Source organism: Tenacibaculum sp. IMCC1 (assembly GCF_054906355.1).
Genome location: NZ_CM142818.1, coordinates 574,832 through 589,171, shown reverse-complemented (window position 1 = coordinate 589,171; position 14,340 = coordinate 574,832). Strand labels below are relative to the sequence as shown.

Below are 14,340 nucleotides of genomic sequence, written 5' to 3'. Positions count from 1 at the left end.
CCCTTTTAAATAAAACAAAAAGCACGTTATAAATCAACGTGCTTTTTTGTTTTTGAAAGTTGTTTTAGGTGTCTTTTTAAGTTTTAAAAATATTACTTATAAAATGGTAATTGTCTAAAGATATTTTATCTTCAACAAAGACTTTACTTATAAGTTTGTTTTTTGAAAACTCTCCTTTTTTATACACATCCCAACTTTCGTTATTTCTATTGGTTAATATAATTTTATCAGCGTTTATTTCAAAGTTGCACCAATCATTATAATTAGCTATTTTTTTATAGCCATGATCAGAAACTTTAATGTTTCCTTTCATCTCTAAGCCTTTTATATCAATAGAAAGATTACAGAAATCAACAAAGCTCATGTTATCGGCAAGTACTACAAGAAATGAATTAACATTTCCTTTTTTTCTATATAGTTTAAAACCTTCTTTTAAATTATGAGTGCGGTATGCTTCTGAGAAAGAAGAGAAGATATCTTCTTCTTTTGCGTTTTTAATTATAAAATGATTTTGTGTTACAGCTTGATTATCAAACTTCTTCTTTTTAAGCTCAAAATCCTTTCCAAGATATACTCTACGAACAGTTTCGTCTTCAGCCAGTTCTTCAGGAGTTCCTTCTTTTAAAATACCTCCATTATACATTAAGTAAGTTCTATCTGTGATTGCCAATGTTGCTTGTACATCATGATCGGTAATTAAAATACCAATATTTTTATTTTTCAGCTGTGCTACAATTCCTTGAATATCTTCCACCGCAATAGGATCTACACCAGCAAAAGGCTCATCTAATAAAATGAATTTAGGGTCAGAAGCTAAACAACGTGCTATTTCTGTTCTACGACGCTCGCCACCAGATAACAAATCACCACGGTTTTTACGTACATGTCCTAAACTAAATTCATCAATTAGCTCTTCTAAGCGTTGTTTTCTTTCAGCTTTAGTTCTGTCAGTAAATTCAAGAACTGACATAATATTATCTTCTACTGAAAGTTTTCTAAAAACAGAAGCTTCTTGTGCTAAATAACCAATTCCTTTTTGAGAACGTTTGTACATAGCATCGGTAGTAATTTCTTCATCATCTAAAAAAATATGACCATCATTAGGTTTAATCATTCCTACTATCATATAAAAAGAGGTTGTTTTACCAGCTCCGTTAGGACCTAATAATCCAATAATTTCACCTTGCTCAACCTCTAAAGAAATTCCTTTAACTACTTTTCTACTACCGTATACCTTTTGTATGTTGTCTGCTCTTAACTTCATTTATTTTTGTTGAAAATAGAATTGATTAAAGAATAAAAGTAACAAAACTGTTTCTAAAAAACTTCTTAAATCAATTTATACATAAATTAAGCTTCGTTTTCTAAAGCTTCCCAAAACTCTACAGCTCTTCTTAAATGAGGAATAACAATAGTACCGCCTACTAATGTAGCAATGCTCATGGTTTCCATCATTTCCTCTTTTGTTACACCATTTTTATATGCTGTTTCTAAATGGTAAGCAATACAGTCATCACAACGTAATACAGCAGAAGCTACTAAGCCTAAAAGTTCTTTTGTTTTTACGGGAAGATGTCCTTCTGTGTATGCGTTAGTATCTAAATTAAAAATACGTTTGATTACTTTATTGTCTGAAGCTAAAATCTTTTCGTTCATTTTAGCACGATAGTCGTTAAACTCTTGGATTTTTTGTGACATTTTTTTGTTGTTTTTTTATGACAAATTTTGATACATATATACTCATCTCATATAAGATCATAATAGGAACTGATACTATTATTTGGCTAGCCACATCTGGAGGTGTAATAATTGCAGATAATACCAACACCACTACTAAGGCGTGCTTACGATATTTTTTTAAAAAATCTGGTGTAATCAATCCTATCTTAGAAAGAAAGAAAATAACTACAGGAAGTTCAAAAAATATAGCTACGCCTAATAATGTGTTAGTAATAAGACCAATATAGGCTTCTAATTTAAAATTATTTTGTATGGCGTCTGATATTTCAAAATTATAAAAGAAGTATACAGACATAGGTAAAATAACATAATAGCTAAACAAAATACCTAGAAAGAATAGAAAAGAAGAAGTAAAAATAAATCCTTTTGATTTTTTCTTTTCACTTTCGTGTAAACCAGGAGCTATAAATCGCCAAAATTCCCATAAAATATAAGGAAAAGCAACTACAAAGCCTAAAATTAGAGAAGACCAAATCCCTGTCATTAATTGTTGAGTAGGGTTTAAAGCTTGTAGTGTTTGTTTGAATTTTATTGTACAAAAGCTACTGTCAATTCCAATAGAAGAAAATACTTTACAAAAGAATTGATAGGTTGCAAAATCGGGTTTTAGATGAGCTAAAAGTATCTCGTTAAAAACAAAATTAATGTTTGCAAAAATTACAATTGCAACAATAAAAATAGCTACAAAACTTCTTACTAAATGCCATCTTAGCTCTTCAAGATGGTCTAAAAAAGACATTTCTTTTTCTGCCATCTTAAAATATTCCTTCTTTAATTAAATCGTGTAAGTGAACTACACCTACATAATTGTTATTAATGTCAGTAACTAAAATTTGAGTGATATTATTGTTTTCTAACGTGTCTAGAGCTTCAACAGCCATAGCATTTGCATCAATTGTTTTTGGTGATGTACTCATAATATCAGCAGCAGTAAGCTCATCTATTTTAGTTGTTTTACTTAGCATTCTACGAATATCCCCATCGGTAATAATTCCCGTAATTATATCATTATCATCAACAACAGCAGTTACACCTAAGCGTTTTTCTGAGATTTCAACAATTACCTGAGTAACTTTATCGACACTTTTCACCTTAGGTAATTCGTTATTTTTAATAAGGTCAGAAACTCTTAAGTATAACCGCTTGCCTAAAGCACCTCCAGGATGATATTTTGCAAAATCACTACTTGAAAAACCTCTTAATTCTAATAAGCATACAGCTAAAGCATCTCCTAAAACTAACTGAGCTGTTGTGCTAGTTGTTGGAGCTAAGTTATTAGGACAAGCTTCTTTTTCAACAAAAGAATTTAAAAGGAAGTCAGCATTTTTTCCTAAGAAAGAGTCAGGATTCCCTGTTATAGCGATAATTTTGTTGTTATAGTTTTTAATTAAAGGTACTAAGACTTTTATCTCAGGAGTATTTCCACTTTTAGAAATACAAATAACTACATCGTTATCCTGTACGTTACCTAAATCACCATGTATAGCATCAGCAGCGTGCATAAAAACAGCAGGTGTACCTGTTGAGTTAAAAGTAGCGACCATTTTAGTTGCAATATTGGCACTTTTTCCAATACCAGTTACAATAACACGACCTTTTGAATTAAATATAAAATTAACAGCGTCCGTAAACGAGCTATTTAATAAATTTGCTAAATTAGCAATAGCATTACTTTCTAAAAGGATAGTTTCTTTTGCGGTTGAGAGAATAGCGTTTGCGTCTTTCAAGTTAAAAAAGTTTTAAATATATTTTAAAGTGTAAAAATAGGAATAATTTGAGAAGAAAATCTTTTTTAATAAAAAGAAAGTTTACGTTATGTATTGTTGGGAATTTTTGTAAATTAGTTCTCGTTTTTAATTTTTGATATTAGAAGATGAATAAAGAGCAGACGGATTTATATGGATCATTAAAAAAAATCTTCGGATTTAACCAGTTTAAAGGGCTACAAGAAGATGTAGTTAACAGTGTGTTAGAGAATAAAAACACATTTGTCATTATGCCAACTGGGGGTGGTAAGTCGCTATGTTATCAATTACCTGCCTTAATGAAGGAAGGTACAGCAATTGTGGTATCGCCATTAATTGCTTTAATGAAAAACCAAGTAGATGCCATTAGGGGTATTTCTGAAAATCATGGAATAGCCCATGTGTTAAATTCTTCGTTGAACAAATCGGAGATTGCACAAGTAAAATCAGATATTGAATCGGGAATTACCAAGTTATTGTACGTAGCTCCTGAATCTTTAATTAAAGAAGAGTACGCTGAGTTTTTAAGAAGACAAAAAATATCATTTGTAGCTATTGATGAAGCACACTGTATATCTGAATGGGGACATGACTTTAGACCTGAGTATAGAAATCTGAGAAATATTATTAAACAGATTGATAATGTACCAATTATTGGTTTAACTGCAACTGCAACAGAGAAAGTACAAGAAGACATTCTTAAAACTCTTGGAATGTCAGATGCAAATGTGTTTAAAGCATCTTTCAACAGATCAAATTTATTCTACGAAGTTAGACCTAAGACTAAAGATGTAGAAAAGGACATTATTCGCTTTATAAAACAACGACTAGGAAAATCAGGAATTATTTACTGTTTGAGTCGTAAAAAAGTGGAAGAAATAGCGCAAATTTTACAAGTTAACGGAATTAATGCTGTTCCTTACCATGCAGGTTTAGACGCAAAAACACGTGTAAAACATCAAGACATGTTCTTAATGGAAGATTGTGATGTTGTAGTAGCTACGATTGCTTTTGGTATGGGAATTGATAAGCCAGATGTTCGTTTTGTAATACACCACGACATTCCTAAAAGTTTAGAGAGTTATTATCAAGAAACTGGTAGAGCAGGACGTGATGGAGGAGAAGGTTATTGTTTAACTTTTTATTCGTACAAGGATATCGAAAAGCTTGAGAAGTTTATGGCGAACAAGCCTGTTGCCGAACAAGAAGTTGGACATGCTCTATTACAAGAAGTTGTAGGGTACGCTGAAACATCAATGAACAGACGTAAGTATTTACTACATTATTTTGGAGAAGAATTTGATGAAGTAAATGGAGAAGGCGCTGATATGGATGATAATATGCGAAATCCTAAGAAGAAGCACGAAGCTAAAGATGAAGTAGTAACTTTATTATCTGTTATTAGAGATACTAGTGAAATGTATAAACCAAAAGAAATTGTAAACACAATTATTGGTAAAGAAAATGCATTGTTAAAATCTCATAAAACAAACGATCAATCTTTTTTTGGTATTGGTAAAGCTAAAGATAATCATTACTGGATGGCTTTAATTCGTCAAGTTCTAGTTGCAGATTTAATCAAGAAAGAAATAGAACAGTATGGAGTTCTAAAATTAACAAAAGAAGGTAAAGAGTTTATAAAAAATCCATCATCATTTATGATGACAGAAAATCACGTTTATAAAACAGCAGATGATGGTACTATTATTACCAATGAAAAATCAGCAGGAGGAGTAGATGATAAATTGGTAGTAATGCTAAAAGATTTAAGAAAGAAAGTAGGAAAACGTTTAGGAGTTCCTCCTTTTGCGGTTTTTCAAGACCCATCTTTAGATGATATGGCATTAAAATACCCTGTAACATTAGATGAACTTGCAAAGGTTCATGGTGTTGGTGAGGGGAAAGCTAAAAAATATGGTAAAGATTTCGTTGCGCTTATTTCAAAATATGTGGAAGACAACGATATTATGCGTCCTGATGATTTAATAGTTAAAAGTACTGGAGTTAATTCTGGATTAAAGTTATACATCATTCAAAATACAGATAGAAAATTGCCTTTAGAAGATATTGCTAAGTCTAAAGGTTTAGAAATGTCTGAATTAATAAAGGAGATGGAAGCTATTGTGTTTTCGGGAACTAAACTTAATATTGATTATGCAGTAGATGACTTACTTGATGAGGATCAGCAGGAAGAAATTCATGATTATTTTATGGAAGCTGAGACAGATAAAATTCAAGAAGCCTTGGATGAGTTTGATGGAGATTATGATGATGATGAATTACGATTAATGCGTATTAAATTTACCAGTGAAATAGCTAACTAAAAAACTTAACAATATGCAAGCAAGTACTTACTTACATTTTAACGGAAACTGCAAAGAAGCAATGACTTTTTATGCGGATGTTTTAGGTGGTGAAATGACAATGTTGATGCAATTTAAAGATGCTCCAGAAGAAGTTTGTAAAAACATTCCTGAAGAAGTAATGGAATTAACAATGCATTGTACTGTAGAAGCAGGAGGTTTCTCTATTATGGGGTCTGATTTTTTAAATGAAAAAGAAGCGTTTACAAAAGGAAATAACTTTGCAGTAAGTATAAATACTGAAGACGAAGATGAAGCAGTTGCTATTTTTAATGGACTTTCTTCTGACGGGGCTTTTGTTATGATGCCTTTTGAAGAAGCTTTTTGGGGAGGTAAGTTTGGAATGTTAAAAGATAAGTATGGTGTAAATTGGATGGTGTCTTTAGAAGAACAAATAGCGTAATGAACCCTAAAGTAACACAATATATATTAGATAAAAATAATTGGACGCAAGAGTTAAATCTCTTGCGTTCTGTTTTTATGGATCTTCCTGTTGAAGAAACTATTAAATGGGGAGCACCTGTTTATGTACATAAAGGAAAAAATATAGTAGGATTATCTGCTTTTAAAAACTATTGTGGTTTATGGTTTTTTCAGGGGAGTTTTTTAGTTGATAAAGAAAAAGTATTGGTAAATGCTCAAGAAGGAAAAACACAAGCAATGCGTCAATGGCGATTTAATGAATTGGGTGAGATTGATACCATACTTATTAAACAATATGTATTAGAAGCTATTAAAAACTCTGAAGAAGGAAGAGAATTAAAAGCTAAAAAGAATACTAAACCCATAATTATCCCTAAAGAATTACAGTTAGAATTGGATAAAAACGATAGGTTAAAGGAAACTTTTAACGAGTTTACTTTGAGTAAGCAAAGAGAGTTTATCAATTATATTTCTGAAGCAAAAAGAGTAGCGACCAAAGAAAAACGACTTGAAAAAATAATTCCGATGATACTAAACGGTATAGGACTGTATGATAAGTATAAAAATTGTTAGTTAATTGTAATCTTATCAATTGTAGCAGTTGAGTCACAACGTATAACATATAAGTCAATGTGACTTAAGCTATCTTTTCCAGTTATAAAGTACTCTGCACAAGGTTTTAAACGAGGTTTGCTTTTTCCAAAATCTACATCTCCATTATTTAAAATAGTAGAAATGGTAGTAGTATCAATCTTTGAAGTAGCTAATATTTGCTGAGCGTTATCAGAAAACAAACGCTTTTTTATTCTAATAGTCTTTAAAGTACGAGCATCCATTCCATAATCGAAAGAAACATCTTTACCTTTCCAAATAAAAAGAACGACTAAACTACCTAAGGCAATCCCTATTAAATAATAACCAACACGTTTTAACCACTGCATAATTTAAAAATTGAAGTGCAAAAGTAAGTAAAATTGAACTATAAAATCAATAAATTAATATCTCTATAAGGAAGGTCAAACCAGTCCGCTACAGTTTTATTAGTTAAGATTCCATGGTAAAAATACATGCCATTACGTAAACTTTTATCAAAGCGAGCCGCATTTTCAAAACCTCCTTCTTCAGCTATTTCTAGGAGGTAAGGAGTGAAAATATTACTAATAGATACAGAAGCTGTTCTAGAATATCTAGAAGGAATATTAGGCACACAATAATGTATTACCCCATGGTTAGAAAAAGTAGGTTTACTATGTGTGGTAACTTGAGAAGTTTCAAAACAGCCACCTCTATCAATGCTAACATCAACAATAACAGCACCATCTTTCATTTGTTCAATCATTTCTTCAGTAACAACCACAGGAGAGCGGTCTTTTCCTCTAATAGCTCCTATAGCTACATCACAGCGCATTAAAGCTTTTTGTAGGGTTTTAGGCTGAATTGTTGACGTATAAATAGGTGCTTGTACACATGATTGTAAATTGCGAAGTTTTGTTATTGAGTTGTCAAAAACTTTAACTCTTGCACCCAGTCCAATTGCTGTTTTGGCTGCAAATTCTCCAACAGTTCCTGCACCTAAAATAACTACATCAGTTGGAGGAACTCCTCCTATATTTCCTAGTAATAAACCATTTCCTCCATTAGAAGCAGTCATAAGCTCAGCTGCAATGTGCATAGAGGCAATTCCGGCAATTTCACTTAGTGATTTTACTATAGGAAATACACCGTGTTCATCTTTAATATAGTCAAAAGCAATTGCTGTTACTCTTTTTTTAGCAAGAGCTTCAAAGTATTTTTTGTTTTGTGTTTTTAATTGTAGAGCAGAAATTAAAACCGTTTGAGGGTTTAACATCTGAATTTCTTCTAAAGACGGTGGTTCTACTTTTAGTACAATATTACAAGCAAAAGCTTCTTTTACATCGTACGATATTTTTGCACCAGCATCAGAATATTCTTGGTCACTATAATTAGCTCCTTCACCAGCACCAGTTTCAATTACAATTCTATGTCCGTGAGCTACTAATGCAGCAACAGCATCAGGAGATAAACTAATTCTTTTTTCTTCAAAATGAGTTTCTTTTGGTAACCCTATAAATAAATCTCCTTTCTGCTTTTTAATTTCAAGCATTTCGGTTTGTGGCATTAACTGCTCTTTGGTAAAAGGTGAAATAGAACCCATCTAAATTTAGTTAGTTTTTAATTGAATGTTTCGTTGCCCGTTTTCTAGCAAGCTAATTGATATTGAAACAGTATCTAAAGGTAGTAAATTTTTAACATTTTCAGGCCATTCAACTAAACACCAGTTATTGCTGTATAAATAGTCTTCAACCCCCATATCATAAGCTTCTTCTTCGTATTCAATACGGTAAAAATCAAAATGATATACTGTTTCGTTTGAGTTTGTTTTATACTCGTTTACCAAAGAAAAAGTAGGAGAATGGGCAATGTCTTCTACACCCAAAACTTTACATATTTCTTTAATTAATGTCGTTTTACCAACTCCCATTTCTCCATAAAAAAGTAATATTTTATGTTGGGAAGTAGCAATGATTTCTTTAGCTACAGCTGTCAACTCGCTAAGTGAATAATTTCTGTTCATAAGTAGCAAAAATAATGAAGTAATGTTTGTTAATAAAATTTACTTTTTCACTATTTTGGATTATAAACAGCACAAGGAATAATCATTTCTTCGAGTGAAACTCCTCCATGTTGATAAGTATTTTTATAATACTTTACAAAGTGATTATAATTGTTTGGATAAGCAAAAAACAAATCTTCTTTTGTAAATATAAAAGGGCTATTAATAGCTACTGCGGGTAAGAAAATATCTTTTGGATTTTTAACTGCGTATACATCTTTATCTTCGTAGCTCAAACTTCTACCAGTTTTATATCGTAAGTTGGAACTAATGTTTTTATCACCAATAACTTTAGTAGGGTGCTTACAGTTTATGGTACCGTGATCGGTTGTAATTATTAGTTTTTGCCCTAATTTTTGTGCTTTTTGAATAATCTCGTAAAGAGGTGAGTTTTTAAACCAACTTACTGTTAAAGAACGATAGGCTTTATCGTCACCAGCAAGTTCTTTAATAACTTCCATTTCAGTTTTGGCATGCGAAAGCATATCAACAAAGTTGTAAACTACAGCAGTAAGGTCATTTTGTCGTGTTCCGTTGTAGTTATCAGCTAAATCTTTTCCACTTTTTAAAGAAACTATCTTGTAATATTCGTGAGTAATATTTAGCCCCAAACGTTTTATCTGTTCATTTAAAAAATCAGCTTCAAATAAGTTTTTCCCTCCTTCATCAGTATCATTTTTCCAATAATTTGGATGTCTTTTTTCCATTTCAGAAGGCATGAGCCCAGAAAATATCGCATTACGAGCATACTGTGTGGCAGTAGGTAATATACTATAATAAGAGTATTCTTCTTCTTTCTTGAAATAATTATTAATAAAAGGTTCTAAAACTCTGTATTGGTCATAACGGAGGTTATCAATCACTACCCATAAAACTCCCTGGCTTTTGGATAAATTAGGAACTATATAATCTTTAAATAAAGTGTGCGAAAATGTGGGTTTATCATCTCCTGTTAACCAATGTTGGTAATGCTTTTTAATGAACTTAAAAAATTGTGAGTTAGCTTCAGATTTCTGAGATTCTAAAATTTCTAACATCCCCGTGTCGTTGATGTTTTCCAGCTCAAGTTCCCAATGAACTAATTTTTTATAAAGTTCAGCCCATTCCTCATAAGAATTAACCATAGCTAAATCCATCGAAATTTTTCTAAACTCTTGTTGGTAACTAGATGTTGTTTTTTCTGAAACTAAGCGAGAGTGGTCTAAATTCTTTTTTAAACTCAATAGTATTTGATTTGGGTTTACTGGCTTGATTAAATAATCAGCAATTTTTGAACCAATAGCTTCTTCCATAAGATACTCTTCTTCACTTTTAGTAATCATAACAATAGGAAGGTTTGTATTCTTCTGTTTGATCTCTGAAAGTGCTTCTAATCCAGTAATACCTGGCATGTTTTCATCTAAAAAAACAATATCAAAATTATTTTCACTAACCAAGTCAATAGCGTCTGTACCATTGGTGCAGGTTGTAACTTTGTAATCTTTTTTTTCTAAAAAAAGTATATGTGGTTTTAATAAATCTATTTCATCATCTACCCAAAGAATATGTATGTTTCTCATCATAATTTTCAATTTATTTACTACCTAAATAACGCCTAAAAGCTGTTTTGTTGTGTTTTTAAAAGCTAAAAATACGTTAATTAAACGCTGGTTAATTTGGTTTTGTAGATAAATTATGATTTTTTTGTTTAAAATTCAAGGATTTATACATTTTGAAGAAATCAAAAACCAACAAACTAAAGATAATTAACGATCCTATTTATGGATTTATCTCCATACCAAATTCTCTAATATTTGATATTATCGAGCACAAATATTTTCAAAGGCTACGTAGAGTTACACAAATGGGCTTGTCAAACTTGGTTTATCCTGGAGCTAACCACACACGTTTTCATCACGCAATAGGCTGCATGCATTTAATGCAAAAAGCGGTACATGTATTGCGAATGAAGAACGTTGAAATTTCAGAAGAAGAAGCAAATGCTTTATATATAGCTATTTTGTTACATGATATAGGTCATGGAGCATACTCACATGCCTTAGAGCATAGCATTGTGAATGGAATAACTCACGAAGAAATTTCATTAAAATTTATGAAAGTCTTGAATGATGAGTTTGATGGGAAGTTAAGTTTAGCTATTCAAGTATTTGAAGGGAAACACCCACGTAAGTTTTTATACCAATTAATATCAAGTCAATTAGATATTGACAGATTGGATTATTTAAAAAGAGATAGTTTTTTTACCGGAGTAGCAGAAGGAAACATTTCATCAGATCGTTTAATAGCAATGATGAATGTGGTAGATAACGAATTGGTTATTGAGCAAAAAGGAATTTATTCGGTAGAAAAATTTGTTATTGCGCGACGCCTAATGTATTGGCAAGTTTATTTACATAAAACAGGTTTAGTAGCTGAAAACCTTTTGGTAAGCATATTAAAGAGAGCAAAGGAGTTAGCAACAAAAGGAGTAGAGTTACCTTCTAGTAGAGCACTCAAGTACTTCTTGTATAATCCGATAAATAAAGAAAATTTCTCAAATGCAACATTAGAAATATTTTCAGAGTTAGACGATTATGATGTTTTATCAGCAATAAAAGAATGGAAGAATCATGAAGACTTTATATTATCTACATTAGCAACAAAAATTATAGACAGAAGTTTGTTAAAGATTGAAATTCAGGAAAAACCATTTACTGAGGAGTATATTGAAAAGAGGCGTAGAAAGCTCAGAAAACTTGTAGACTTAAGTGAACAAGAGCTCGAATATTTTGTTTTTTCAAATGAAATAAAACATCAAGCATACAATACAAAGAAACCAATTAAAATTTATACAAAAAAAGGGAAGTTAAAAGACATAGCAAAAGCTTCTGATCAGCTAAATCTTAAAGCATTAACAAAACCTGTAGTAAAATATTACCTGTGCTATCCTAAGAAAATAAAGTAGGTGAATACTTAGAAACAAACTCTAATCAAGAAGTATTTGAACAAAAATAATTACTTTTGCAGATAATGAAATTTACAGCAAAACAAATAGCCGATATTTTAGAAGGAGAGATTGATGGAAATCCAGGAGCTGAAGTATCCACACTTTCTAAGATAGAAGAAGGCAAACAAGGTTCTTTGACCTTTTTATCAAACCCAAAATATAACTCATACATATATACAACCAAAGCATCGGTAGCTATTGTAAATAAAAGTTTTATTCCTGAAAAGGAAATAGAAACTACTTTGATTAAAGTAGAAGATGCGTATAAAGCATTTTCAAAACTTTTGGAGTTTTACAATGAGGTAAAGAATAATAAGCAAGGAAGAGAAAATCCTCATTTTATTGCTGAATCAGCTACTATTGGAGATAACGAGTACATTGGAGCTTATGCTTATGTTGGAGAAAATGTGGTTTTAGGTAATAATGTTAAAATTTATCCTAATTCTTATATAGGCGATAATGTTACTATTGGCGATAATACAGTTGTTTTTGCAGGAGTAAAAATTTACTCTGAAACCGTTGTAGGTGATAATTGTAAGATACATTCAGGAACAGTTATTGGAGCAGATGGTTTTGGATTTGTACCAGATGAAAATGGAGAATATAAAGCAATTCCACAAATAGGAAACGTTATTATAGAAGATAATGTAGACGTGGGGTCCAATTCAACTATTGATAGAGCTACTCTTGGATCTACAATAATTAGAAAAGGAGTAAAATTAGATAACCAAATTCAGATAGCTCATAATGTAGAGATTGGTAAAAATACCGTGATAGCTTCTCAAACAGGGATTGCAGGATCAACTAAAATAGGAGAAAACTGTATGATTGGAGGTCAAGTAGGTATTGTTGGTCATATCACTATTGGAAACAATGTGAAGATCCAAGCCCAATCAGGGATAGGAAAAAGTTTAAAAGATGAAGAAGTAGTACAAGGTTCTCCAGCATTTGGATATTCAGACTACAGTAAGTCATATGTACACTTTAAAAACTTACCAAAATTAGCAACTACAATACATAAAATAGAAAAAGAGTTGAATGCTCAAAAAATAAAAAATGAGTAAGAAACAAAAAACAATACAAAACGAAGTTACGTTATCAGGTGTTGGATTGCACACTGGTAATGAAGTTACAATGGTTTTTAAACCAGCTCCAGAAAATCATGGATTTGCTTTTAAGCGAGTAGATTTAGAAGGGGAACCCGTGATAGAAGCAAAAGCTGATTATGTAACAAATACGCAAAGAGGAACAAACCTTGAAAAAAATGGCGTTCAAATACAAACATCTGAACACGTTTTAGCTGCTGCTGTTGGTTTAGATATCGATAATTTATTGATAGAGATTAATGCTTCTGAACCTCCAATTATGGATGGATCTTCTAAGTTCTTTATTGAAGCTCTAGAAAAAGCAGGAATTGTTGAACAAGAAGCTGAAATAGAGGAGTATGTAGTAAAAGAAATTATTTCATACAAAGATGAAGTAACTGGAAGTGAAATTATTTTAATGCCATCAGATGAGTACCAAGTAACTACTATGGTAGATTTTGGGACTAAAATATTAGGAACTCAAAATGCAACATTAAATACGATTTCAGACTTTAAAGAAGAAATTTCAGCAGCAAGAACATTTAGTTTCTTACACGAAATTGAAATGTTGTTAGAAAATGATTTAATTAAAGGTGGAGATTTGAATAACGCTATTGTCTATGTTGACAAAGAGTTGTCTGACAGTACAATGGAAAAGTTAAAAAAAGCCTTTAATAAAGACAACATAACAGTAAAGCCTAACGGAGTTTTAGACAACTTAACATTACATTGGGCTAATGAAGCTGCACGTCATAAATTGTTAGACGTTATTGGTGATTTAGCTTTAGCAGGCGTTAGAATTAAAGGAAAAGTAATAGCCAACAAGCCAGGGCATTCTGTAAACACTGCTTTTGCTAAGAAATTAGCTAAAATCATAAAAAAGGAAAAAAGAAACAATGTTCCTTCCTATGATTTAAACCAACCACCATTAATGGATATCCATAAAATAATGGATATTTTACCTCACAGACCACCATTTTTATTGATTGATAGAATTATTGAATTATCAGACAAACATGTGGTAGGTATGAAAAATGTAACAATGAATGAAAATTTCTTTGTTGGACATTTCCCTGGAGCACCAGTTATGCCAGGAGTTCTTCAAGTGGAGGCTATGGCACAATGTGGAGGAGTTTTAGTATTAAATACAGTTCCTGACCCAGAAAACTATTTAACATACTTCATGAAAATGGATAATGTTAAATTCAAGCAAAAAGTATTACCAGGAGATACATTAATATTTAAAAGTGAATTAATAACTCCAATAAGAAGAGGTATTGCTCATATGCAAGCTTATGCATACGCTAATGGAAAATTGGTGTGTGAAGCAGAGCTTATGGCACAAATTTCAAAAGTAAAATAA

General features: G+C 31.5%; 13 protein-coding genes and 1 pseudogene. 6 read left to right on the top strand and 8 right to left on the bottom strand.

All coding sequences use genetic code 11. The features are described 5' to 3' along the window. Positions 1 to 529: 529 nt before the first annotated feature. The 4 genes and pseudogenes from lptB to ACXIHB_RS02800 all read right to left on the bottom strand — a co-directional run. Positions 530 to 1,264: pseudogene (gene lptB / locus ACXIHB_RS02815) on the bottom strand (LPS export ABC transporter ATP-binding protein); the annotation flags it as partial. An 86-nt stretch (positions 1,265 to 1,350) separates the two neighbouring features. Continuing rightward, on the bottom strand, positions 1,351 to 1,698 hold the full coding sequence (locus tag ACXIHB_RS02810; RefSeq protein WP_239179827.1) for a carboxymuconolactone decarboxylase family protein: 348 nt from the start codon (positions 1,696 to 1,698) through the stop codon (positions 1,351 to 1,353). After that, positions 1,673 to 2,494, bottom strand: a complete 822-nt coding sequence (gene tatC / locus ACXIHB_RS02805) for a twin-arginine translocase subunit TatC (protein ID WP_462098839.1) — start codon at positions 2,492 to 2,494, stop codon at positions 1,673 to 1,675. Before tatC ends, ACXIHB_RS02810 begins: the two co-directional genes overlap by 26 nt. A gap of 1 nt (position 2,495) precedes the next feature. Next, positions 2,496 to 3,467 (bottom strand): KpsF/GutQ family sugar-phosphate isomerase, encoded by a 972-nt coding sequence (locus tag ACXIHB_RS02800; RefSeq protein WP_462098838.1) that lies wholly within the window; start codon positions 3,465 to 3,467, stop codon positions 2,496 to 2,498. Positions 3,468 to 3,613: 146 nt separating this feature from the next. Between ACXIHB_RS02800 and ACXIHB_RS02795 the strand changes: the two genes are divergently transcribed. Genes ACXIHB_RS02795 through ACXIHB_RS02785 form a run of 3 tightly spaced genes read left to right on the top strand, consistent with a single transcriptional unit; the run spans position 3,614 to position 6,844 of the window. Next, entirely contained in the window at positions 3,614 to 5,809 is a 2,196-nt protein-coding gene (locus ACXIHB_RS02795) for a RecQ family ATP-dependent DNA helicase (RefSeq protein ID WP_159491039.1), read from the top strand. Positions 5,810 to 5,822: 13 nt separating this feature from the next. Continuing rightward, the gene (locus ACXIHB_RS02790; RefSeq protein WP_349264779.1) at positions 5,823 to 6,251 is read left to right on the top strand and encodes a VOC family protein; all 429 of its coding nucleotides are present in this window, start codon (positions 5,823 to 5,825) and stop codon (positions 6,249 to 6,251) included. After that, positions 6,251 to 6,844 (top strand): YdeI/OmpD-associated family protein, encoded by a 594-nt coding sequence (locus ACXIHB_RS02785; protein WP_159614983.1) that lies wholly within the window; start codon positions 6,251 to 6,253, stop codon positions 6,842 to 6,844. Before ACXIHB_RS02790 ends, ACXIHB_RS02785 begins: the two co-directional genes overlap by 1 nt. Here the strand turns inward: ACXIHB_RS02785 and ACXIHB_RS02780 are convergent. Genes ACXIHB_RS02780 through porX form a run of 4 tightly spaced genes read right to left on the bottom strand, consistent with a single transcriptional unit; the run spans position 6,841 to position 10,465 of the window. Further along, the gene (locus tag ACXIHB_RS02780; protein ID WP_047788752.1) at positions 6,841 to 7,212 is read right to left on the bottom strand and encodes a DUF4258 domain-containing protein; all 372 of its coding nucleotides are present in this window, start codon (positions 7,210 to 7,212) and stop codon (positions 6,841 to 6,843) included. The genes ACXIHB_RS02785 and ACXIHB_RS02780 overlap by 4 nt on opposite strands. 38 nt (positions 7,213 to 7,250) lie before the next feature. Beyond that, entirely contained in the window at positions 7,251 to 8,447 is a 1,197-nt protein-coding gene (locus ACXIHB_RS02775; RefSeq protein ID WP_462098837.1) for an alanine dehydrogenase, read from the bottom strand. 6 nt (positions 8,448 to 8,453) lie between these two features. Beyond that, the gene (tsaE, locus tag ACXIHB_RS02770) at positions 8,454 to 8,867 is read right to left on the bottom strand and encodes a tRNA (adenosine(37)-N6)-threonylcarbamoyltransferase complex ATPase subunit type 1 TsaE (protein WP_047788754.1); all 414 of its coding nucleotides are present in this window, start codon (positions 8,865 to 8,867) and stop codon (positions 8,454 to 8,456) included. Between the two features lie 50 nt (positions 8,868 to 8,917). Next, positions 8,918 to 10,465, bottom strand: a complete 1,548-nt coding sequence (gene porX, locus ACXIHB_RS02765; RefSeq protein WP_173360276.1) for a T9SS response regulator signal transducer PorX — start codon at positions 10,463 to 10,465, stop codon at positions 8,918 to 8,920. A 152-nt stretch (positions 10,466 to 10,617) separates the two neighbouring features. On the opposite strand from porX, the gene ACXIHB_RS02760 reads away from it, so the two are divergent. The 3 genes from ACXIHB_RS02760 to ACXIHB_RS02750 all read left to right on the top strand — a co-directional run bounded on the left by ACXIHB_RS02760 (position 10,618) and on the right by ACXIHB_RS02750 (position 14,340). Next, positions 10,618 to 11,850, top strand: coding sequence for an HD domain-containing protein (locus tag ACXIHB_RS02760; protein WP_281979251.1), 1,233 nt, complete (start codon positions 10,618 to 10,620; stop codon positions 11,848 to 11,850). 65 nt (positions 11,851 to 11,915) lie between these two features. After that, on the top strand, positions 11,916 to 12,956 hold the full coding sequence (gene lpxD / locus ACXIHB_RS02755) for a UDP-3-O-(3-hydroxymyristoyl)glucosamine N-acyltransferase (RefSeq protein WP_047788756.1): 1,041 nt from the start codon (positions 11,916 to 11,918) through the stop codon (positions 12,954 to 12,956). After that, entirely contained in the window at positions 12,949 to 14,340 is a 1,392-nt protein-coding gene (locus ACXIHB_RS02750; RefSeq protein ID WP_047788757.1) for a bifunctional UDP-3-O-[3-hydroxymyristoyl] N-acetylglucosamine deacetylase/3-hydroxyacyl-ACP dehydratase, read from the top strand. The genes lpxD and ACXIHB_RS02750 overlap by 8 nt, the downstream gene beginning before the upstream one ends.